This window comes from Sulfuriferula thiophila (assembly GCF_003864975.1).
Classification (GTDB): domain Bacteria; phylum Pseudomonadota; class Gammaproteobacteria; order Burkholderiales; family Sulfuriferulaceae; genus Sulfuriferula; species Sulfuriferula thiophila.
In genome coordinates this window covers 338,888-359,981 of record NZ_BHGL01000006.1, presented here as the reverse complement: position 1 = coordinate 359,981, position 21,094 = coordinate 338,888, and the positions used below count along the sequence as shown (strand labels likewise).

Annotated in this window: 23 protein-coding genes; all 23 read left to right on the top strand. The window is 52.7% G+C overall.

From position 1 onward, the window contains the following. Positions 1-5: 5 nt before the first annotated feature. The 23 genes from tldD to EJE49_RS04065 all read left to right on the top strand — a co-directional run bounded on the left by tldD (position 6) and on the right by EJE49_RS04065 (position 21,089). On the top strand, positions 6-1,475 hold the full coding sequence (tldD, locus tag EJE49_RS04175; RefSeq protein WP_124949122.1) for a metalloprotease TldD: 1,470 nt from the start codon (positions 6-8) through the stop codon (positions 1,473-1,475). Positions 1,476-1,559: 84 nt separating this feature from the next. Next, complete coding sequence (gene gltX, locus EJE49_RS04170) at positions 1,560-2,963, top strand: glutamate--tRNA ligase (RefSeq protein ID WP_124949121.1); 1,404 nt, start codon at positions 1,560-1,562, stop codon at positions 2,961-2,963. A gap of 88 nt (positions 2,964-3,051) precedes the next feature. After that, a complete protein-coding gene (locus tag EJE49_RS04165; RefSeq protein WP_124949120.1) occupies positions 3,052-3,420 on the top strand; it encodes a DsrE family protein in 369 nt (122 codons plus the stop codon). A gap of 179 nt (positions 3,421-3,599) precedes the next feature. Next, a complete protein-coding gene (rpoE, locus tag EJE49_RS04160) occupies positions 3,600-4,199 on the top strand; it encodes an RNA polymerase sigma factor RpoE (protein ID WP_124949119.1) in 600 nt (199 codons plus the stop codon). 11 nt (positions 4,200-4,210) lie between these two features. Then, positions 4,211-4,735, top strand: coding sequence for a sigma-E factor negative regulatory protein (locus EJE49_RS04155; RefSeq protein ID WP_189941675.1), 525 nt, complete (start codon positions 4,211-4,213; stop codon positions 4,733-4,735). Beyond that, complete coding sequence (locus EJE49_RS04150; RefSeq protein ID WP_124949117.1) at positions 4,732-5,691, top strand: MucB/RseB C-terminal domain-containing protein; 960 nt, start codon at positions 4,732-4,734, stop codon at positions 5,689-5,691. Before EJE49_RS04155 ends, EJE49_RS04150 begins: the two co-directional genes overlap by 4 nt. After that, positions 5,688-6,179 carry a SoxR reducing system RseC family protein gene (locus EJE49_RS04145; protein WP_124949116.1) on the top strand — a complete coding sequence of 164 codons (492 nt, stop codon included), beginning with the start codon at positions 5,688-5,690 and terminating at the stop codon, positions 6,177-6,179. Before EJE49_RS04150 ends, EJE49_RS04145 begins: the two co-directional genes overlap by 4 nt. Beyond that, positions 6,176-7,561, top strand: coding sequence for a DegQ family serine endoprotease (locus tag EJE49_RS04140; protein ID WP_189941673.1), 1,386 nt, complete (start codon positions 6,176-6,178; stop codon positions 7,559-7,561). The genes EJE49_RS04145 and EJE49_RS04140 overlap by 4 nt, the downstream gene beginning before the upstream one ends. Then, positions 7,561-7,815 (top strand): glutaredoxin family protein, encoded by a 255-nt coding sequence (locus EJE49_RS04135; protein ID WP_124949115.1) that lies wholly within the window; start codon positions 7,561-7,563, stop codon positions 7,813-7,815. The genes EJE49_RS04140 and EJE49_RS04135 overlap by 1 nt, the downstream gene beginning before the upstream one ends. A gap of 98 nt (positions 7,816-7,913) precedes the next feature. Continuing rightward, positions 7,914-9,710: a translation elongation factor 4 gene (gene lepA / locus EJE49_RS04130; protein WP_223246755.1), complete on the top strand. Its 1,797-nt coding sequence runs from the start codon at positions 7,914-7,916 to the stop codon at positions 9,708-9,710. Positions 9,711-9,734: 24 nt separating this feature from the next. Further along, positions 9,735-10,541, top strand: a complete 807-nt coding sequence (lepB, locus tag EJE49_RS04125) for a signal peptidase I (protein ID WP_124949113.1) — start codon at positions 9,735-9,737, stop codon at positions 10,539-10,541. An 11-nt stretch (positions 10,542-10,552) separates the two neighbouring features. Further along, complete coding sequence (locus EJE49_RS04120) at positions 10,553-10,924, top strand: DUF4845 domain-containing protein (protein ID WP_124949112.1); 372 nt, start codon at positions 10,553-10,555, stop codon at positions 10,922-10,924. Position 10,925: 1 nt separating this feature from the next. Continuing rightward, positions 10,926-11,624, top strand: coding sequence for a ribonuclease III (rnc, locus tag EJE49_RS04115; RefSeq protein ID WP_223246745.1), 699 nt, complete (start codon positions 10,926-10,928; stop codon positions 11,622-11,624). A gap of 114 nt (positions 11,625-11,738) precedes the next feature. Further along, positions 11,739-12,023, top strand: a complete 285-nt coding sequence (locus EJE49_RS04110; RefSeq protein WP_124949111.1) for a phosphopantetheine-binding protein — start codon at positions 11,739-11,741, stop codon at positions 12,021-12,023. After that, on the top strand, positions 12,023-12,673 hold the full coding sequence (locus tag EJE49_RS04105) for a COG4648 family protein (protein WP_124949110.1): 651 nt from the start codon (positions 12,023-12,025) through the stop codon (positions 12,671-12,673). Before EJE49_RS04110 ends, EJE49_RS04105 begins: the two co-directional genes overlap by 1 nt. Beyond that, positions 12,624-14,024 (top strand): AMP-binding protein, encoded by a 1,401-nt coding sequence (locus EJE49_RS04100; protein WP_223246744.1) that lies wholly within the window; start codon positions 12,624-12,626, stop codon positions 14,022-14,024. The genes EJE49_RS04105 and EJE49_RS04100 overlap by 50 nt, the downstream gene beginning before the upstream one ends. Then, positions 14,021-14,326, top strand: coding sequence for an ApeI family dehydratase (locus EJE49_RS04095; protein WP_124949108.1), 306 nt, complete (start codon positions 14,021-14,023; stop codon positions 14,324-14,326). Before EJE49_RS04100 ends, EJE49_RS04095 begins: the two co-directional genes overlap by 4 nt. Continuing rightward, positions 14,323-15,249 (top strand): lysophospholipid acyltransferase family protein, encoded by a 927-nt coding sequence (locus tag EJE49_RS04090; RefSeq protein WP_124949107.1) that lies wholly within the window; start codon positions 14,323-14,325, stop codon positions 15,247-15,249. The genes EJE49_RS04095 and EJE49_RS04090 overlap by 4 nt, the downstream gene beginning before the upstream one ends. Next, positions 15,246-15,848, top strand: a complete 603-nt coding sequence (locus tag EJE49_RS04085; protein ID WP_223246743.1) for a LolA-related protein — start codon at positions 15,246-15,248, stop codon at positions 15,846-15,848. Before EJE49_RS04090 ends, EJE49_RS04085 begins: the two co-directional genes overlap by 4 nt. Continuing rightward, positions 15,845-18,184, top strand: coding sequence for an MMPL family transporter (locus EJE49_RS04080; protein ID WP_223246742.1), 2,340 nt, complete (start codon positions 15,845-15,847; stop codon positions 18,182-18,184). The genes EJE49_RS04085 and EJE49_RS04080 overlap by 4 nt, the downstream gene beginning before the upstream one ends. Next, positions 18,177-18,980 (top strand): polysaccharide deacetylase family protein, encoded by an 804-nt coding sequence (locus tag EJE49_RS04075; RefSeq protein ID WP_124949106.1) that lies wholly within the window; start codon positions 18,177-18,179, stop codon positions 18,978-18,980. The genes EJE49_RS04080 and EJE49_RS04075 overlap by 8 nt, the downstream gene beginning before the upstream one ends. A 15-nt stretch (positions 18,981-18,995) precedes the next feature. After that, positions 18,996-19,679, top strand: a complete 684-nt coding sequence (locus tag EJE49_RS04070) for a phosphatase PAP2 family protein (protein WP_124949105.1) — start codon at positions 18,996-18,998, stop codon at positions 19,677-19,679. An 87-nt stretch (positions 19,680-19,766) separates the two neighbouring features. Next, on the top strand, positions 19,767-21,089 hold the full coding sequence (locus EJE49_RS04065) for a cation:proton antiporter (protein ID WP_124949104.1): 1,323 nt from the start codon (positions 19,767-19,769) through the stop codon (positions 21,087-21,089). Positions 21,090-21,094: the final 5 nt, after the last annotated feature.

The window sequence follows — 21,094 nt, the reverse complement described above, 5'->3', positions numbered from 1 at the left end:
CGAATATGACTACGGCTTCAGGAATATATATACCCAGCGCAGCCACTTTACTGGAAACTGCGCAAGAAACACTGTTTGTACCCAACCAGCTTGATATTGGGCAACTGGACAGTGTGTTCGGACGACTGATGGACCACCATCTGGATTATGCCGACCTGTATTTTCAATATACGCGTTCTGAAGGCTGGAGCCTGGAAGAAGGTCAGGTCAAATCCGGCAGTTTCAATATCGAACAAGGTGTTGGCGTACGCGCAATTTCCGGCGAGAAAACCGCCTTTGCCTATTCCGATGACATCAGCCATGCTGCGTTGCTGGCCGCAAGCGATGCCACCCGCGCCATTGCCAAGAGCGGTGGAAGCCATAAACATCACGCCGTCACCCGCAAAAACACGAATACGCTGTACCAGCCAACAGACCCATTAACCACACTGAAAGACGCAGAAAAAGTCGCCTTACTGGAAAAACTGGAACGCTACGCCCGCGCAGCGGATTCCCGCGTTACACAGGTCATGGCAAGCCTGGCAGCGGAGTACGATGTGATATTTGTTGCGCGTTCCGACGGCCATCAGGCGGCTGATGTACGACCATTGGTGCGACTGTCTCTGCAGGTCATTACCGAGCAGGACGGTCGTCGCGAACAGGGATCTGCAGGCGGCGGTGGCCGTTTCGGTTACGAATATTTTACCGATGCCATGCTCAAGCAATACGCTGAACAGGCTGTGCACCAGGCCATCACCAACCTGTCAGCCAGACCGGCCCCGGCCGGTACTATGACTGTTGTGCTGGGCGCAGGCTGGCCCGGCATCCTGCTGCACGAAGCCATCGGGCATGGCCTGGAGGGCGACTTCAACCGTAAAGGCAGCTCGGCATTCAGTGGCCGGGTTGGCGAACGTGTCGCTGCAACTGGTGTGACTGTGGTCGATGACGGCACCATTGCACATCGCCGTGGTTCATTAAACATTGATGACGAAGGCAACACCACCCAGTGCACCACCCTGATAGAAAACGGTATCCTTAAAGGCTACATGCAGGACACGCTTAACGCCCGTCTGATGGGGGTGCCGATTACCGGCAATGCACGCCGCGAATCCTTTGCCCATATCCCTATGCCGCGCATGACTAACACCTACATGCTGAATGGCGACAAGGATCCGCAGGAAATCATCGCCTCGGTCAAACACGGCCTGTATGCCGCCAACTTCGGCGGTGGGCAAGTCGACATTACCAGCGGTAAATTTGTATTCTCCGCAGCGGAGGCATACATGATAGAAGATGGTAAAATCACCTACCCGGTCAAAGGCGCAACGTTGATCGGCAACGGCCCTGACGTACTGACACGCGTATCCATGATCGGTAACGACATGGCGCTGGACCCCGGCGTCGGCACCTGTGGCAAAGAAGGTCAAAGCGTGCCGGTTGGCGTAGGCCAACCCACTTTGCGTATCGATGGATTGACCGTCGGCGGCACAGCTTAACCATTCACGCCAATTGGTCGGGATAAATCAGTGTTGATTTGTCCCGACGCTTAATTCAGACTCACTACATACATAGCACACACCATGATCCGCACTCGTTTTGCTCCTAGCCCAACTGGTTACCTCCACATCGGCGGCGCCCGTACTGCCCTTTTCTCCTGGGCATTTGCCCGCCACCATGCCGGCACCTTCATCCTCCGCATCGAAGATACCGATCTGGAACGCTCCACGCCCGAATCCGTCGAAGCGATACTGCAAGCCATGGAATGGCTCAATCTTGAATATGATGAAGGTCCGTTTTATCAGACCCGGCGCATGGATCGCTATAAGGAAGTTCTGACAGAATTATTGGCCTCCGGCCATGCCTATCATTGCTACGCCAGCAAGGAAGAAGTCGAAATCATGCGCGAACAGCAACGCGCTGCGGGATTGAAGCCGCGTTACGATGGTCGCTGGCGCCCAGAGCCTGGTAAAACCTTACCAGCCATCCCCGCCGGAGTAGAACCGGTAATACGCTTCAAAAATCCTGCCGAAGGCAGTGTAGCCTGGGCCGACCTGGTCAAAGGCACAATAGAAATCAGCAATGCCGAGCTGGATGATTTGATTATCGCCCGCCCTGATGGCTCACCAACCTATAACTTCTGTGTCGTGGTGGATGACTGGGACATGAAGATTACCCACGTGATTCGCGGTGACGATCACGTTAACAACACCCCACGCCAGATCAATATCCTTAAAGCACTGGGTGCTACCCTGCCACTGTATGGCCATGTGCCGATGATACTGGGTGCAGATGGTGAACGCCTGTCCAAACGCCATGGCGCAGTCAGCGTAATGCAATACCTCGAAGAGGGTTTTCTTCCCGAAGCCTTACTCAATTATCTAGCTCGACTGGGCTGGGCACACGGCGATGAAGAAGTGTTCAGCATGAATCAATTTGTCGAGTGGTTTAACCTCGACTCCATCAGCCGCTCTCCCGCCAAATTTAATCCGGAAAAGCTGTTATGGGTTAATCAGCAATACCTGAAAATCGCGGACAATGATCGTCTGGCAACACTGGTGCGGCCATTCATGGAACAGCAAATCGGGCCGTTGGCTGATAGTCCTGCACTTCCGGAAGTCATGCAACTGTTAAAAGAACGGGTCAGCACGCTGGTTGAACTGGCCGATGCCGCTCATCTGTTTTACCGCTATGTTGAGCCCACAGCCGAATTGCTTGAACAGCATGTCAGCGCAGAATCCCTGCCGGCACTGCAACAGCTTACTGCCCAATTTAGCCAAATCGAGTGGACGCGCGAAGCCATCAACAGTGCTATCAAGCAAGCCGTTACGGACTCGGGATTGAAAATGCCTAAAATTGCCATGCCCTTGCGCGTCATCGTTGCTGGCATACCCCAAACACCAAGCATTGACGCCACACTGATGTTGATAGGGCAAAGCACCGTGATACAACGCTTACAGCAGCAACTGGGAAAATTAGTAAATTAACATCGTCTTATTAACTTTTTATTGCTATAATCGACCGTCTTTTTTGACGTAATTAGACTCAAGCTTTTATTTAACTTAGGAGATAAAGATGGCTGACAAGCTAATGATTATGATGGTGAATACCGATCCAGCAAACCCTTCTGAATTGGGCGCGCCATTTTTCCAGGCTACTGTAGCTGCTGCAATGGAATATGAAGTAGAAGTAATTCTGACTGCACGTTCCGGCGAATTGGCTGTTAAAGGCTTCGCTGAAAAACTGTTTGTGCAGGAAGGCTCTCCTAAGAGCGTGTACGAATTTATCAAAGACGCACACGAAGCCGGCGTTAAATTCAAGGTTTGCACCCCGACCTTGGAACTGTGGGGTCATGATCTGATTCCTGAAATCGAAGAAACTGTTGGCGGCGCTTATGTTATCCAGCAAGCTATGGATGAAGATGTTGTTACCTTGTGCTACTAAGCAACAAGCTTAACTAGAAAAGCGGCGTACTTACGCCGCTTTTTTTTTAAACACATTTTAAACACTAAAATTGAACTTAATGAACATTAGCAGAGTCTGTATTAACAAATAACAACGCGGCGATACAATGCTATATTGGTTGTGTGGCCCATTACAAAATTCAGGGATGAACAAGCACGATGACTGATCGTGATATCGATCAACAACTGGTAGAGCGAGTACAGCGTGGTGACAAGCACGCATTTGACTTACTGGTGGTGAAGTATGAACGGCGATTGGCTCGCCTGCTGTCTCGTTTCGTCCGCGACCCGCACGAAGTTGAAGACATTGCCCAGGAAGCGTTTATCAAAGCGTATCGGGCGCTGCCGACCTTTCGCGGCGATGCAGCCTTCTATACCTGGCTATACCGGATTGGCATCAACACTGCCAAGAACTATTTAATGGCGCGCGGTCGTCGCGCACCAACCACTACGGAATTTGATGCAGAAGAAGCAGAAGGATTTGAAGACGCAGCCGGACTACAGGATCTGAACACGCCGGAAAATGTACTGCTATCAAAAGAAGTAGCGCAAGTCGTCAATGATGCCATGGCGGCTTTGCCAGAAGATTTACGTACCGCCATTTCCTTGCGTGAAATGGAAGGTTTAAGTTATGAAGAAATTGCCGAAACTATGAATTGCCCCATAGGCACGGTGAGATCGCGTATATTTCGCGCCCGAGAAGCTATCGCCGCAAGATTACGCCCAATACTAGGTACCAACCTGGATACAAGATGGTAAGGAATACGACTATGCATAATACAGCTCACCAACAGGCCAATAGTAGCGAACACGATCTGGCCGGATATATTTCAGCAGGCATGGACAGCGAACTTGACAGCATGGCTTTAAACCAGCTCATGCAAAGCTGCAGGCAGGATAAAACATGCCAATCCCAATGGGAAACCTATCATGTAATAGGCGACATATTGCGCCAGACACCACTGACATCCAGCAGCCTGGCCGCTAAAATCAGTCGCCAGATTGCAGACGAACCGACCATACTCGCACCACAACGCCGCCACGCTATCAGCAAATATGCCATGCCCATGGCAGCCTCAGTAGCCGCGGTAATGCTGGTGACATGGAGTGCGTTGAATGTCCCGTCCGGCACCAATACACCCACTCCAACACTGGCAGCCACGCAAATACAGCAAGACAAAATCGATCAGGTACAGCTCGCCGACTTTATGGCCGCACACCGCGATTATTCACCGGGCGCGTCTTCCCCGTTTGTCAATGCTACCTACCAGGTAACCGCGGAGCGTAGCCGATGAGATTATGGTTGGTGTGGGTAGCTTTCATCAGCTTACCCACTTACGCAGCAAATCTGGAAACGCCGTCGAATCTCAATAACTGGCTGAGCCATGTCGCTACTGCCACTCAGCAATTGAACTATGATGGAACTTACATTTACCAGCATGGTGACAGCGTTGAAATATCCCATATCGCCCACCGCAAGGATAACTCTGGCGACTTGACAAAACTGGATGCACTATCCGGACCACCACATACATTCGTACGCGTCAATGATGCAGTGTACTGCTACATACCGGATGGCAATCAAGTAAAAGTTGAGCAACATCAACATCATAAATTCTTCCCTGCCATGCTGCCGGTACCCACTACGCCGCTCGCTGCACTGTATACCCTAAAGTCACTGGGCCGCGCGCATATCGCTGACCATGACAGCTTTGGTATCAGCCTGACCCCTCATGATGAATACCGCTATGGTTACGCCGTATGGGCTGATATAGGTACAGGACTGCTACTTAAACTGGTTAAATTTGATGCCCGGCAAGATGTTGCCGGCCAATTCACGTTTACCCAGGTAGACATAGGTCAGGCACCGGAACGCAAACAATTCCAATCCGGCTTTGCCGGTAAGAAACCCGTCACCATGCCTAGCCGTGAAGCCCAGATCAAAACTCATTGGCGTATCAACAAGCTACCCGATGGCTTTTATCTGGTAATGGAAACCCAGCGCGACCTGCCGGGCAAGCTGCAAAACGTCATACATCAGGTATATACCGATGGCCTCGCCACAGTATCCCTGTTCATTGAGCCGCTGGCACAACTGGGCAGCAATCCGCCACGCGGCTTGTCCAGTCACGGCATGATGAGCCTGTATGCACGGCCAATTGGATCATTTCAGGTCACCGCCCTGGGTGAAGTACCTGCGGTAACAGTCATGATGATGGCCGACAATCTGAGCCAGGAAGCCACAAAATGATAGAAATGCAGGCCCGAGTCATAGCAACAGAACCCGGTACGGCATTGGTTGAACCCATGTCCGGCTCATCCTGCAGCAGCTGTGCCAGCAGCAGTGGCGCAGCTAGCGCTGGCGGTTGTGGGGCTGACAAGATCGGTCAGTTATTCACCCTAAAAGCCAAGCAATATCGTGTCATCGACCCCATAGCCAGCCGCGTGGGTGATGAAGTCATCATCGGCATTGAAGATGGGGCTGTATTACGCGGCTCAGCGGCAGTTTATGCCCTGCCGCTACTCTTGATATTTATTGGCGCAACGCTGGCTGCCTCTCTGGCTCCGCCACAAAACCAGGATATAGCCTCCATAGCCGGTGCGGCCGCAGGATTTATCCTCGGCGCACTATGGCTGTTCCGCTTCAGCCGCAAAGCCGGCAACAATCCTCAATATCAACCCGTTGTTTTACGTTCCATTCGTTCAGATACTTTTGTGCTAAAGGAAATGAAATTATGAAAAAACTGCTTTTTTTGGGGTTCTTTTTAATTAATTTAAGCTTTACTGCATTTGCCAAAGACCTCCCGGATTTTACAGAACTCGTCAAACAGCACGGCGCTTCAGTCGTCAACATTACCACTACCCAATTAGTAAAATCAAACAATGGATTCGGCAACATGCCGGGTTTTCCAAATGATGAAATGTTCGATTTTTTCCGCCGATTCATGCCACCTCCCGACGCTGCGCAAAACAATCGCGAGATACCGGTACGTAGTGGCGGTTCGGGATTCATCATTAGTGCCGATGGCTACATACTCACTAACGCCCATGTCGTAGATGGTGCCGATGAAGTCATGGTTAAGCTGACCGATCGCCGGGAATTCAAGGCCAAGGTCATAGGCACTGACCCGCGCTCGGATATTGCGCTGATCAAGATTGCTGCCACTAATTTACCTAAAGTGCCTATCGGCGACTCCGCGCAACTGCAGGTTGGCGAATGGGTAATTGCGATCGGCTCACCGTTCGGTTTTGAGAATTCCGTTACCGCAGGTATCGTCAGCGCCAAGGGCCGCTCCTTGCCTAGCGAAAATTACGTACCTTTCATCCAGACCGACGTTGCTGTCAACCCCGGCAATTCAGGCGGCCCGCTGTTCAACATGAAAGGCGAAGTCGTCGGTATCAATTCCCAGATTTTCTCGCGCTCGGGCGGGTACATGGGCGTGTCTTTTGCGATCCCCATTGATGTTGCCATGCAAGTCGCCGATCAACTGAAGACGCAAGGCAAAGTCCGTCGTGGTCGCCTGGGTGTCGTCATTCAGGACGTCAGTGCCGGTAACGCCAGTGCGTTCGGCTTATCCAGACCGGAAGGTGCCCTGGTATCTGAAGTCGAAAAAGATAGCCCGGCCGCTAAAGGTGGCGTCAAAGCTGGCGACGTCATCCTCAAATTTAATGGCCAGAGCATCAGCCGTTCGATAGATTTACCGCGACTGGTTGCCGCTAGCAAACCTGGTAGCCTAGCGAAGCTACAGGTATGGCGCAATCGTGCAGTAACGGATTTATCAGTCACCGTTGCTGAAGCCAGCGAACCCAAGACCATCGCTAACAAGCCGGTCAAATCCGGGAAAATACCCAATAAAATAGGCCTGGTTTTAAGCGACCTGAATAAGGCAAGCTTGTCTCAACTAGGCATCAGTCACGGCATTGCGGTGGAAAGCAGCGACGGTATAGCTGCCCGTGCCGGTATCCAGGCTGGCGACATTATCATGGGTGTGGGCAGCATCAGCATCACCAGTGCTGAACAGTTCAACACTGTCATTGCCAATACCCACAAAAACAGCAGTCTCGCCCTGCTAATCAAGCGCGAGGACAGCACCCTGTACATTCCGCTACAAATTGAATAATGGCCAATAAACCACCTCACCTTACCGTATATTTACGGCGCTATTGTCACCTGTGTCATGACCTGCTTGCCAAACTGCTCCCCTACCAGCAGCAGTTTGGCATAGTGATCAACGAAGTTGATATAGACACAGACCCAGTGCTGGAAGAACGCTATGGCACACTGATTCCAGTGCTGACAGATGAAAACGGCGAAGAAATTTGCCATTATTTTCTGGATGAAGGCGCGCTTACTGCTTACTTAAGGAAGCACTGATTTAACCAAACATGGTGAAATCAGTGCTTCCCTCACAAAAATCCGTTAAAATTGATTACTATTAAGCTGCTTCAGGCACACAGCGTGTGCCTTTTTTATTGATGAAAAATATACGTAACTTTTCCATTATCGCGCATATCGACCATGGCAAATCCACTATGGCAGATCGAATCATCCAGCTCTGCGGCGGCTTATCCGCTCGCGAGATGGAAGCGCAAGTACTTGATTCAATGGATTTAGAGCGTGAGCGCGGCATTACTATCAAAGCGCAAACCGCCGCACTGGAATACAAGGCCCGCGATGGTCAGATTTACCAGTTGCATCTTATCGACACACCGGGGCACGTCGATTTTTCCTATGAAGTCAGCCGTTCATTGTCCGCCTGCGAGGGCGCATTACTGGTAGTCGATGCGTCACAAGGCGTAGAAGCGCAAACTGTTGCCAACTGCTATACCGCGACCGAACTCGGTGTAGAAGTCGTTCCCGTGCTGAATAAAATCGACTTACCCTCTGCCGAGCCTGATCGCGTTATTCAGGAAATTGAAGACATTATCGGGATAGAAGCCAGTGATGCGGTGCGTGCTTCAGCCAAGACAGGCTTGGGTATTGAAGATGTCATTGAAGCCGTCATCGCCAAAATCCCGCCACCCAAAGGCGATCCCGAAGCCCCGCTCAAGGCGTTAATTATCGATTCGTGGTTTGATAACTACGTCGGCGTAGTCATGCTGGTACGGGTAATGGACGGCAAAATCCAGCCCAAACAAAAAATCCGGCTGATGGCCACCAATACCGTGCATCTTACCGAGCAAGTTGGCGTGTTCACTCCAAAGGCCCGACCACGGCCTGAACTGTCTGCCGGCGACGTCGGTTTCATCATTGCCGGCATCAAGGAACTGAAAGCTGCCAAAGTCGGGGATACGGTAACACTGGATGCCAACCCGGCCAGCGAAGCCCTGCCCGGCTTCAAGGAAATCAAGCCACAGGTGTTTGCCGGTCTGTATCCTGTCGAGTCGCATGACTATGACGCATTGCGTGATGCACTGGAAAAGCTCAAGCTTAACGACGCCTCACTACAGTATGAGCCTGAAGTATCGCAAGCGCTGGGCTTTGGCTTCCGTTGCGGCTTCCTGGGACTGCTGCACATGGAAATCGTACAGGAGCGCCTCGAGCGCGAGTACGATATGGACCTTATCACCACCGCCCCCACGGTGATCTATCAGATCGTGATGAAGGACGGCGAAGTAATAGAAATCGAGAATCCGTCCAAGCTCCCTGATTTGTCCAAAATCGAAGAAATCCGTGAACCTATTATCACCGCCACCATCCTGGTGCCGGAAGAATATCTCGGCAATGTGATGACACTGTGTACGCAGAAGCGCGGTGCCCAAACCAACATGCAATACATGGGCCGTCAGGTCATGCTCAATTACGACATGCCGATGAATGAAGTGGTGATGGACTTCTTTGACCGGCTGAAATCTGCAACCCGTGGATATGCTTCACTCGATTATGATTTCAAGGAATTCCGCACCGCTGATCTGGTCAAACTCGACATTCTCGTCAATAGTGAAAAGGTCGATGCTCTGTCCCTCATTGTTCACCGCGCGACCAGCCAGTACAAAGGTCGCGAACTGGCTTCCAAAATGCGCGAACTCATCCCGCGCCAGATGTTCGACGTCGCCATTCAGGCTGCCATCGGCGCGCAGATCATCGCGCGTGAAAACGTCAAGGCATTGCGCAAGAATGTGCTGGCCAAGTGTTACGGCGGCGACATCAGCCGTAAGCGTAAACTGCTGGAAAAACAAAAAGCGGGTAAGAAACGCATGAAACAGGTTGGTAACGTTGAGATTCCTCAAGAAGCCTTTCTGGCAATTTTGCAAGTTGGCGATAAATAATCCTCAGGATAGAAGGCAAAGCAGATGAATTTCGCATTAATCATGTTTGTTGCACTGGTGGCCACCGGATTAATCTGGCTGATTGATAGCGTTTTTTTCAAACCGAAACGCAGCAGCGATGCCAATATGCCAGTACTGGCAGAATATGCCAAAAGCTTTTTCCCGGTGATCCTGGCGGTGTTTATGTTGCGCTCGTTTTTGGTTGAGCCGTTCAAAATCCCGTCCGGCTCCATGCTCTCCACCCTGCTGGTAGGCGACTTCATCCTGGTCAACAAATACACCTATGGCATCCGCATCCCGCTGATCAACACTAAAATCGTCGAAGTCAACCAGCCGAAAAATGGCGATGTGATGGTATTCCGCTTTCCACAGGACCCCAGCCTGGATTACATCAAGCGTGTCATTGGCGTACCTGGCGACACTGTCACCTACCACAACAAGAAACTCACCATTAACGGCAAACCCATCAGCCAGGAAAAAGACGGCATTTATAGCTATGTAGCCAGCGGCCTGAATGCCGTTAGCGCCAATCAATACCTGGAAAAACTCGGTACGCACGAGCATAAAATACTGATACAGCCAGAAATGCCTACCGTGTTCGTAGATCAGGTTGATAGCCAGTTCCCACACCGTCAGAATTGTGATTACAATGACGAAGGATTTACCTGTAAAGTACCGCAAGGCTACTATTTCATGATGGGTGATAACCGTGACAGCAGCAACGACAGCCGTTACTGGGGATTCGTGCCTGATCGCAACATTGTCGGTCGCGCCTTCATGATCTGGTGGAATTTCGACGACCTGAGCCGCATTGGTCATTTCATAGAATAAAGGAAAACAGCATGCGCCATAAACAGCAAGGCATCGGCCTGTTCGGTATGTTCTTTGTAGCAATGGGCCTGGTCTTTATCGCCATTGCAGTAATGAAGGTGGTGCCTGCCTATATCGAATACGGTGCCATTAAAAAGGTATTTTCCGCCATGGTGACCGACCCGGAAATGCGGGATGCAAAACCGTCGCAGATCCGCGAATCGTATAACCGTCGCTCAGGTATCGACAACATCACCAGCGTCAAAGCTGAAGATCTCGACATTTCCCGCGACAATGGCCAGCTGGTACTGAGCGCAAAATATCATGTAGAAAAACCATTATTCGACAATATTGGCATCTACATCGACTTTGCGCCGACTACGGCCCCTAATAGCGCGCAATAACGTGACCGAGATTGAGCAGGCCATAGGCTACCAATTCAAGCAGCCCCGGCTGCTAACCCAGGCTTTCACGCATCGCAGCTTTGGCACTCCGCATAATGAGCGGCTGGAATTTCTGGGTGATAGCGTGCTCAATTGCGCAATCGCGCAGTTTCTCTATACACGTTTCCCTGACCTGCCCGAAGGCGTGCTATCCCGACTGCGGGCAAATCTGGTACGCCAGCAAAGCCTGTTCGAAATTGCAGAGAAACTGAAACTTGGCGAGTTTTTGCGCCTGGGCGATGGCGAAGTAAAAAGCGGCGGGCGTAGCCGCCCTTCTATTCTGGCCGATGCGCTGGAATCCATTTTTGGTGCTGTGCTGCTCGACAGCAATTTCGATCAGGCGCAACAGGTAATCCATCATCTCTATGCCGACAGCATCGCTGCCATTGATCCCAAAACGCCCGCCAAAGACTCCAAAACCCTGCTGCAGGAAGTGCTACAAAGCCGACATTTGCCTTTGCCCGACTATGTATTGGTCAACACCACTGGCCACGCTCACGAACAGATTTTCAGCATAGACTGCGTCATTCCCGCTTTGGGCATACACACTTCCGGTGTTGCTAACAGCCGCCGCGCTGCCGAACAGGCTGCCGCACTCACTGCCCATCAAGCCATTATGACTGAAGCGACCCTGACCTCCGTTAGAAAATCCGGCAAGTAATTCATTTCAATTTTCACCATACAGCGACAAACCCAAGCTGGATGTAAGGTTTATTGAACTGTTCCGGCCACATCTTGTATAATGGCGTAGCAATTTCCTCCACTCAATTTCATTATGTCCGACACCATTCCAGCTACCGAACCAACCGCTTTATACCGAGAAATCGCCGAATTAATGATCGAATGCCTGAACCTTGAGGTAACGGCTGATGATATCGGTCTCGATGACCCGCTGTACGGGGATGGCTTGGGTCTGGATTCAATAGATGTACTGGAAGTCGCGCTGGTTGTTTCCAAGCGTTATGGCCTGCAACTGCGTGCAGATAGTGCTGACAATCAGCATATCTTCAGCTCACTGCGCAATCTGGCCGACCATATTGCTGCTCAGCGAACGCGTTAATGCAAAAAACAGCCCGCATTTTTCGCTGGCTGGGTATCTCAGCAGTAGTCATAGGCTACGCAATCCTGGCCAACTACACTAACCAGACGTCCCAAACAGGCCCGCTCGGTGTACTGGTTGCACTTGCCCCCCTTGCATTAACCGCACTGGTGCTCATTTTTAAATCCACACAACGCATTCTCACATTAGCGTTAGTCGCGCTGGCAGTCACAGCCTTATGGCTGCTCTGGCCGGTGCTGACACAACATTATGGCTGGATTTACTGGCTGGAACACGAAAGCCTGCAATGGGTATTATTCCTCACTTTTGCCCGCACCCTGTTTGCCAGACAACAGCCACTCTGTACCCAGTTTGCATCGATACTACATGGCTCGCTCACACCTGAACATGCCCGCTACGCGCATCAGGCCACTATCGCCTGGACGGTGTTTTTCGCGGTTATGATACTGACCTCGACCGGGTTATTTTTCATGCAGCCTATCGCCATATGGTCGATATTTGCCAATTTTATTTTCCTGCCTCTGGTCATACTCATGTTCATCGTCGAGTACATAGTGCGGAAGCGGGCACTACCAGACATCGAGCATGCCAGCATTCTGGATGCCGTGCGTACATTCATGCAGCATTCCAAATCGGCCCAACGTCATTAATCCGCACATCCACGCCATGCCAGCCATACCGCTGTTATCCCACACCGAGCCGGACCAGATTATCGCCTGGCGCCAGGGTACGGCTATCACTGCACGTCAATTTCTGGCCGATGTCACCCAGCTTGCAGAACGCCTCCCTGCAAGTCAATACGTGCTGAACATGTGCAGTGACCGTTATCACTTCACCGTCGGTATGGCTGCATCCATGCTCAGCAACAAAGTAAGTCTGCTGCCGCCTTCACACACCGTGGAAATGGTAAACCAGCTCAAATGCTATGCGTCTGACGTATTCTGCCTGAGTGAACATGAGCAGACTTCGATAGCACTGCCGCATATCGCCTATCCGAAGACGCCGGCACTAGCAGCAGGTGTATTCACGGTTCCACAGATCGCCAGCGAGCAATGTATAGCCGTGGTGTTTACCTCTGGCTCGACCGGCATCCCGCAGCCGCATCCCAAGACCTGGGGGTTCGTGGTCAACAGCGTGCATGCAGAAGCCGAGCGTCTGGGATTAATGGGCGGTGAACAGACCACCCTCATCGGCACTGTACCGCCGCAACACATGTACGGACTGGAATCCACGGTACTCATGGCTTTACTCAGCGGCAATGCGCTCAGTGATCAGCAACCGTTTTATCCGGCCGACATCTGCCAGGCCATTGCCGCCGTACCCGCTCCGCGCGTTCTCATCTCTTCGCCGGTGCATCTGCGTACCCTGCTGGATTCGGAATTACAGCCTGCAGCACTGGCCCTGGTGGTATCGGCGACAGCCCCGCTATCAACTGAACTGGCATCAGCACTGGAAGCACGCTGCCAGGCGCCGTTAATGGAAATTTACGGCAGTACCGAAACCGGGCTGATAGCCACCCGTCGCCCCACTCAGGGCGCCGAGTGGCAACTACTACCTGGTATCCGCCTGATCACACAGGGTGAACAGATGTATGCTGCCAGCGCACACATCACCCCGCCCATTGCCATGCACGATGTCATTGTACCGACCAGTGCGGAATGCTTCCTGCTACACGGACGCACAGCGGATCTGGTCAATATTGCTGGCAAACGCAACTCGCTGGCCAACCTCAATCATCAGTTAACCAGCATACCCGGAGTTGTTGATGGTGCCTTTTACATGCCGGAAGAAACCAGCAAAGATCACGTCACCCGACTGGCCGCTTTCGTCGTAGCTCCGGAACTCGAAGCATCACAGCTCATCGCTGCGCTGCGTCTACGCATCGACGCGGTGTTTTTGCCACGTCCGCTGATATTCATGGACAAGTTACCACGCAATCCGACCGGCAAACTGCCACGTGCAGCATTACAAAACCTGTATCTGTCCCGGAGCGCCGCATGAGCACACCAATCCAGTGGACAGTCCCGCTTGATCACCCTGCTTTTGCAGGGCATTTTCCCGATATAGCTATCCTGCCGGGTGTCGTACTGCTTGATCTGGCATTACAGCTTATTACCGATGCCTGCCATCTCACACTGCAAAACTGCACGATAAATTCAGTCAAATTTTTGCACCCGACACTGCCGGGAGATGTGCTCAGCATTGTTTACCATCAGCTGGATAATGGCACTATCCGCTTCGACATTAGCACCCCTGCACACAAAGCTGTCAGTGGCAGCGTCATGATAAACTCCAACGCATGAATCAGTCAGACCAACATTGGACACAGGCTCCGGAGCGTAGCAACATGCTCATGCTACGCATCATGACATTGGTCTCGCTTCATCTCGGGCGCCCGGCTGGCAGACTGCTGTTGCGGTTAATAGCTGCTTATTTTCTGCTGTTTTCCCCGACCAGCCAACGTGCATCACGCGCCTATTTACGCCGTGCCCTAGGGCGACCGGTCAAATGGTCAGACGTGTATCGCCATTTTTTTTATTTTGCCTCCACCATTCATGACCGCATCTATCTGCTGAACCAGCGTTTTGACTTATTCGATATTGAGATCCAAGGTCAGGAATTGCTGCATGATGCGATCGATGCTGGCGCCGGGGTGTTCCTGATGGGCGCGCATTTTGGCAGCTTTGAAGCAATCCGCGCGATTGGCCGGCAAGTGCCCGGCCTGCGTGTCAGCATGGTCATGCATGAACACAATGCATTAAAAATCAATGCGATGCTGGCTGCTATCAATCCCGATGCGGTAACAGATATCATCGGCCTCGGCCATATCGACTCCATGCTCAAAGTGCGTGAATGTCTGGATGACGGCGCGGTAGTTGGCATGCTGGGAGATCGCACGCTGGGTGAAGACATTATGCTGCCGGTCAACTTGCTTGGCAGCGTTGCCTACCTGCCCGTTGGCCCGTTTCGCATGGCTGCATTATTGCGGCGGCGGGTGATATTCATGACTGGCGTATATCTGGGTGGCAACCGCTACCGCATCAGTTTTGAATCGCTGGCAGACTTCACACATATCCCGACCGGCCAGCGCGGCGCTGTAGTCGATGCTGCAGTCAGACGCTATGCCGAACTTATCGAACAGCATTGCCGTCAAACACCATACAATTGGTTTAACTTTTTCGATTTCTGGCAGAAACCAGCCACCACCACACACACAAAACCATGATGACACCTACCCGTCGCCTGTCTCGCACTATTTTAGTTACATTCGCCCTGTTACTTGGCAACGGCCTGGCTACAGTCAGCCATGCGGCGACCTGGGATATTGACCAACTCATGCACAGTCTGGCTCAGACCCGCTCCGGGCATGCCAGCTTCGTGGAAACAAAATCCATCGCCATGCTTGAGCAGCCGATCGAATCATCGGGCGAGCTGTTTTACACGGCACCTGACCGTATGGAAAAACGCACCTTCAAACCCAAGCCTGAAACGATGGTGGTCGATGGTGATAACCTGCTGATTGAACGCAAGCAACAGAAGTACCGACTGCAACTGCCCGACTACCCGGAACTGGCTGCTTTCATCAACAGTGTGCGCGGCACGCTGGCAGGTGATCGTAAAGCCTTGGAGCGCACCTATCAGCTCAGCCTGGAAGGCACAGCACAAAACTGGACACTGCAGCTAATCCCTGTCAGCGCCCGCATGAAACAAGTAGTAACCCGCATCCGTATCGCCGGAGTAAATGACGAGGTGCGCAGTATCGACATCATGCAGGCCGACGGCGACAGTTCGCAGATGCGCATCGAAAAGCTGGCAACACCGTGAAAGCCAAATCAGCCCGCATCGCTATCGCCATCTGGATAGTATTTATTCTGGCCTGCAGTGCCATCATCAGCCGCAGTCAGTTTACAGCGGATTTATCTGCTTTTTTGCCACGTAGCCCCACGCCAGAACAACAACTGCTACTCGAACAGATCCGCGATGGCCTGGCTTCACGCCTGATCCTGGTCGGTATAGAAGGTGAAAATGCACAGACCCGCGCGAACCTGTCCAAACAGCTCGCCCGGCACCTGCGCCTCGACCCTGCTTTCATCAGTGTGAATAATGGTGAACCCGTCAGTGCCGAGCAGGATCGCGCCTATCTGTTCAATCACCGCTACTTGCTGAGTCCTGCCGTAACCCCGCAACACTTCAGTGCTGACGGCCTGCATGCCGCATTAAGCGACAGTATCGACCTGCTCGCGTCACCAGCGGGATTGCTGGTCAAATCCATGCTGCCACGCGACCCGAGCGGCGAAATGGTGCAACTGTTGAATCAGCTCAATGGCGGCACACAGCCCGCTCTAACTGACGGCGCATGGGCATCACGCGATGGCACAAGAGCCCTGTTGCTGATCCAGACCCGCGCCTCAGGTGCGAATACCGATGCCCAGCAGCATGCGATGCTGGCCATACAGCAAACCTTCAATGCCGCCGCCAAAGACCATCCGGCCGCCAGACTGGAAATGACTGGGCCTGGCGTGTTTTCGGTAAAGTCACGCGACACGATTAAAGAACAAGTTTCACGACTATCCATTATCAGCGTGCTATTGATTGCCAGCCTGCTGTTGCTGGTTTACCGTTCACCCATCGCGCTAGTCTTGGGATTTTTGCCTGTCATCAGCGGTGCGCTGGCCGGGGTTGCCGCGGTCAGTCTGGGATTCGGCGCGGTACATGGCATCACTCTGGGGTTTGGAACCGCGCTGATCGGTGAGGCGGTCGATTACTCTATTTACCTGTTCGTGCAATCGGAACAGAACAATGCTGACCGGCAGCACTGGATCAAACGTTTCTGGCCTACTATCCGCCTCGGGGTATTGACCTCCATTGCCGGCTTTGCCTCCCTGCTACTGTCGGGTTTTCCGGGGCTGGCGCAGCTCGGCCTGTATTCCATCGCGGGTCTGCTTACCGCTGCGGCTGTCACGCGCTATGTGCTGCCCCACCTGCTGCCTGCCAATTTCCATATTCATGACGTCACGGCCATCGGTCAGCGCCTGTCGGCACTGGCGCAACGAGCAGGCGCGCTGCGCTGGCCCGCTATTGTGGTATTGCTACTAGCACTGACCATCCTGTATCAGCATCGTGATAATGTGTGGAACGATAAAATTTCTGCGCTCAGCCCGGTCTCGCAAGCGGATATTGCGCTGGATGCTCGCCTGCGCGCTGATAGCGGCGCACCCGATGTGCGCTATCTGGTCGTCGTTTCGGGTGCCACTCAGGAAGCGGTGCTGCGTGGCAGTGAGCAGGTTGCCAGCGTATTGCAGACTCAGGTTGACCAAGGCGCGCTGGCAGGATATGAAACTGCCAGCCGCTATCTGCCCAGCCTCGCCAGCCAGCGTGCGCGTCAGGCCAGCCTGCCTGCAACCGACGTATTGCAGTCCAATCTGACGCAAGCCGTGCAGGGATTACCAGTAAAATCCAGCCTGTTTGCACCATTTCTGGCCGATGTCGCGGCTGCTCGCGTACAACCCTTGTTACAGCCAGCTGATTTGGACAAGACTTCCATGGCCATGGCGGTGAATGCACTGCTGATACAGCAAGACCAGCACTGGAGTGCATTGCTACCGCTGACCGCACTACCCGGTGTGGAGATCGATGCCGCGCGCATCCGTGGTGCACTGCACGGCCTTAATCTGCCCAATGTGCTGTTTGTGGATATGAAGATCGAATCGGACAGCCTCTACTCCGGCTATCTGCATGAAGCCATTCTGCTATCACTGGGTGGCCTGGCTGCGATCATCGCATTGCTGCTGGTGGTGTACCGCTCTCCAATGCATGTGATGCGTATCATCGTACCGCTGGCAGCTGCTGTCATTTCCGTCACGGCAGGACTGCTATTGTTTGGTCAGCAACTGATCATCCTGCATCTGATCGGTTTATTACTCGTCGTTGCAGTCGGGTCCAATTATGCCCTGTTCTTCAACCGTAGCGATAACGAAACACACATTGCGCCACGCACGCTGGCATCGATGCTGTTTGCGAACCTCACCACCGTAGCTGGCTTTGGCCTGCTGGCATTTTCCAACGTGTCGATATTGCAGGCAATGGGCGTCACCGTAGCACCAGGTGTGATTCTGGCCCTGATTTATTCGGCGATTTTTGCACGTAATTCACATGATTAAGTCGCGCTGGCAGCCTAGCCTGTTGGTACGCGCCACTCTGCTGCTGCATGGTGCAGCGTTGATCGCCCTGCTTGTTACCCCTGCGCACTGGCGCTGGGTGCTGGCGGCCGTGCTTGCCAATCATGTCGTGCTGACACTTACTGGATTGTGGCCACGCAGCCATGGTCTTGGCCCCAACTGGACTAAGTTACCTGCTGCTGCCGCAGCGCGCAATGAAATCGCCCTGACCATTGATGATGGTCCTGACCCTGAAGTCACGCCACGTGTGCTTGAGCTGCTGGAACGCTATGGCGTGCACGCCACTTTTTTCTGCATCGGTGAAATTGCACAGCGCTACCCCGAATTGTGCCGTGACATCGTGCGCCGCGGCCATGCCGTCGAGAACCATAGCCAACATCACCGGTATTATTTCTCCTTGCAAGGCATAGCCGGACTGACCCGTGAAATCCAGACGGCACAAACCACGCTGACCGACATCACAGGGCAGGCCCCGCAGTTTTTTCGAGCGCCAGCAGGCTTGCGCAACCCGTTTCTCGATCCGGTGCTGACACGGCTGGGCTTGCATCTGGCGAGCTGGTCAGTACGTGCATTTGACACCCGTGTCGGTGATCCGGCCACGGTCACACGCAAACTGGTGAAAGGCCTGCATGCCGGCGCAATTATATTGCTGCACGATGCACATGCGGCCCGTACGCCAGATGGCGAGCCAGTGATTCTGGCGGTATTACCGGCCATACTCGATGCAGCTGTGGCAGCCAATTTACGTTTTGTTACTTTACGCCACACACTGTCATGATTGGAACTGTCACGCATGAGTAAATCCACTGAATCATGCGTATGGTATCGCCAGATGGCAACTGCACTGTCCAGTCATATTTTACTTAAAGCGATAGGCACGCCATTGTTTATCGCCATATTCTTCGGGGCATATTTGTTCCTGCTCAAGCATCCGGCATACGCAATGACCGTTATGCCCTTCACCGCACTTGACCGCATGGTCAGCTTCCAGCCATCGGCTATGCCGCTGTATGTCTCGCTGTGGGTCTATGTTTCACTGCCTCCGTCGTTATTGACCGTGCGCCGTGAAATGTTTCTGTATGGCACTGCCATGGCAGCCACCTGTGTGATCGGCTTGCTGGTCTTCTATTTCTGGCCGACTGCCGTACCCGTTGCGCAAATTGACTGGGCGCTATACCCCAGTGTGGATTACCTTAAAAGCATCGATGCTACAGGCAACGCCTTTCCATCCCTGCATGTTGCCACAGCCAGCTTCTCAGCTATCTGGCTTAATTTCATCTTACGTCGCTTTAGCGCACCGCGCTGGCTACTCGCTATTAATTGGGCATGGTGTGCGGGTATTTTATATTCGACCTTGGCAACACGTCAGCATGTAATCGTCGATGTAATAGCCGGACTGATATTAGGGGTATTGGTTGCCTACATTTCATTAAGGCGTCGTGCAGTACAAACGACTAGTTCCACGATGAATGACTAGCACGATGATGGTTATACAATTCACCGGATCCTCACGGCATACTGACTAGCCTTAAACAGGTTATCACTACTAATTCAATAACAACTTATGACAACTACAGCCAATATTGCCGCCCATAAAACCGAAGCGCTGCTATTTTTTACCCTGCTGCAACTCACCGTCATTGTGCTTGCAGCCCGTATTGGCGGCGAAATTGCGCTACGCATCGGCCAATCCGCCGTTGTCGGTGAAATTATCATCGGCATCCTGCTCGGCCCATCGTTGTTCGGCCTGCTGGCTCCCGATGTCTTCCAGTATGTATTCCACTCCGGCGCCCCCGAACCGATGCAGATGCTGTCACAAATCGGTCTGGTGCTGTTGATGTTTCAGATTGGTCTGGAATTCGACTTTGCCCATCTTGGCAATCCCGGCAATCGTAAGGCAGTGGTGTGGATCGCTACTGCCAGCCTGATTGCACCGTTTGCACTGGGTTTTGCCGCTGGCCAGGTCAGCGCGCCCATCCTCTCTCCCGGCGCACATGCTTTGGGTTCGGCGCTATTTGTTGCAACCGCCTTTTCCATCACCGCGTTACCCATCCTCGGACGCATCATGATGGAATTCAACATGACCCGCACGCCGATCGGGGTGATTGCTATCAGCGCCGCAGCAATCAACGATGTCATCGGCTGGTTGCTGCTGGCGCTGATTACCACCCTTACCCTGTCCAATTTTGATGCGGGCAGTTTTGCGCTCAAGGTGGTGCTGGTACTGGGATTTTTCGTATTAAGCTGGTTCGTTGTCCGGCCAATTATGAAACGCATCCTGCATCGCTGCGATGCACACTCGGGTGCGTTGTCACATAACCTGCTGGGCATCGTACTGGCAGCAATATTCCTGTCGGCGATGACCACTTACCAGCTCGGTATTTTTGCCATATTTGGCGGTTTCATGATGGGTGTGCTGCTGCATGATGAACATGCCTTTGTGCGCACCTGGAAAGCACGCATCAGTCCGTTTGTCATGGTGTTTTTTCTGCCCATTTTCTTTACCTATACCGGCCTGCGTACCAATATCGGCAGCCTCGATACACTGGCCGCCTGGGGCTGGTGCGTACTCATCGTATTCCTCGCCTCACTGGGGAAATACGGTGGTGCATATCTGGCTGCACGTGCGGCAGGGATGAATCACCACGAGGGTAAAGTCATGGGCATCATGATGAATACCCGCGCGCTGATGGAATTGATCGTGATTAATGTGGGCTTTGATCTCGGCGTGATTTCGCAGCAGATGTTTACCATACTGGTCATCATGGCGATTTTCAGTACCGTAGTTACTTCGCCTTTACTGCGTATCTGGTTGCCACGCATAGGCATACCCGTCCCTACCCGCTCAGAAAAAATGGAACGCTCTGCGCACGAGCAACACGGGTAAATGCA

What these genes read in the sequence shown, in the direction of transcription:
- tldD (WP_124949122.1), top strand. Translation starts at nt 6, where the DNA reads ATGACTACGGCTTCAGGAATATATATACCCAGCGCAGCCACTTTACTG.
- gltX (WP_124949121.1), top strand. Translation starts at nt 1,560, where the DNA reads ATGATCCGCACTCGTTTTGCTCCTAGCCCAACTGGTTACCTCCACATC.
- EJE49_RS04165 (WP_124949120.1), top strand. Translation starts at nt 3,052, where the DNA reads ATGGCTGACAAGCTAATGATTATGATGGTGAATACCGATCCAGCAAAC.
- rpoE (WP_124949119.1), top strand. Translation starts at nt 3,600, where the DNA reads ATGACTGATCGTGATATCGATCAACAACTGGTAGAGCGAGTACAGCGT.
- EJE49_RS04155 (WP_189941675.1), top strand. Translation starts at nt 4,211, where the DNA reads ATGCATAATACAGCTCACCAACAGGCCAATAGTAGCGAACACGATCTG.
- EJE49_RS04150 (WP_124949117.1), top strand. Translation starts at nt 4,732, where the DNA reads ATGAGATTATGGTTGGTGTGGGTAGCTTTCATCAGCTTACCCACTTAC.
- EJE49_RS04145 (WP_124949116.1), top strand. Translation starts at nt 5,688, where the DNA reads ATGATAGAAATGCAGGCCCGAGTCATAGCAACAGAACCCGGTACGGCA.
- EJE49_RS04140 (WP_189941673.1), top strand. Translation starts at nt 6,176, where the DNA reads ATGAAAAAACTGCTTTTTTTGGGGTTCTTTTTAATTAATTTAAGCTTT.
- EJE49_RS04135 (WP_124949115.1), top strand. Translation starts at nt 7,561, where the DNA reads ATGGCCAATAAACCACCTCACCTTACCGTATATTTACGGCGCTATTGT.
- lepB (WP_124949113.1), top strand. Translation starts at nt 9,735, where the DNA reads ATGAATTTCGCATTAATCATGTTTGTTGCACTGGTGGCCACCGGATTA.
- EJE49_RS04120 (WP_124949112.1), top strand. Translation starts at nt 10,553, where the DNA reads ATGCGCCATAAACAGCAAGGCATCGGCCTGTTCGGTATGTTCTTTGTA.
- EJE49_RS04110 (WP_124949111.1), top strand. Translation starts at nt 11,739, where the DNA reads ATGTCCGACACCATTCCAGCTACCGAACCAACCGCTTTATACCGAGAA.
- EJE49_RS04105 (WP_124949110.1), top strand. Translation starts at nt 12,023, where the DNA reads ATGCAAAAAACAGCCCGCATTTTTCGCTGGCTGGGTATCTCAGCAGTA.
- EJE49_RS04100 (WP_223246744.1), top strand. Translation starts at nt 12,624, where the DNA reads ATGCCGTGCGTACATTCATGCAGCATTCCAAATCGGCCCAACGTCATT.
- EJE49_RS04095 (WP_124949108.1), top strand. Translation starts at nt 14,021, where the DNA reads ATGAGCACACCAATCCAGTGGACAGTCCCGCTTGATCACCCTGCTTTT.
- EJE49_RS04090 (WP_124949107.1), top strand. Translation starts at nt 14,323, where the DNA reads ATGAATCAGTCAGACCAACATTGGACACAGGCTCCGGAGCGTAGCAAC.
- EJE49_RS04085 (WP_223246743.1), top strand. Translation starts at nt 15,246, where the DNA reads ATGATGACACCTACCCGTCGCCTGTCTCGCACTATTTTAGTTACATTC.
- EJE49_RS04075 (WP_124949106.1), top strand. Translation starts at nt 18,177, where the DNA reads ATGATTAAGTCGCGCTGGCAGCCTAGCCTGTTGGTACGCGCCACTCTG.
- EJE49_RS04070 (WP_124949105.1), top strand. Translation starts at nt 18,996, where the DNA reads ATGAGTAAATCCACTGAATCATGCGTATGGTATCGCCAGATGGCAACT.
- EJE49_RS04065 (WP_124949104.1), top strand. Translation starts at nt 19,767, where the DNA reads ATGACAACTACAGCCAATATTGCCGCCCATAAAACCGAAGCGCTGCTA.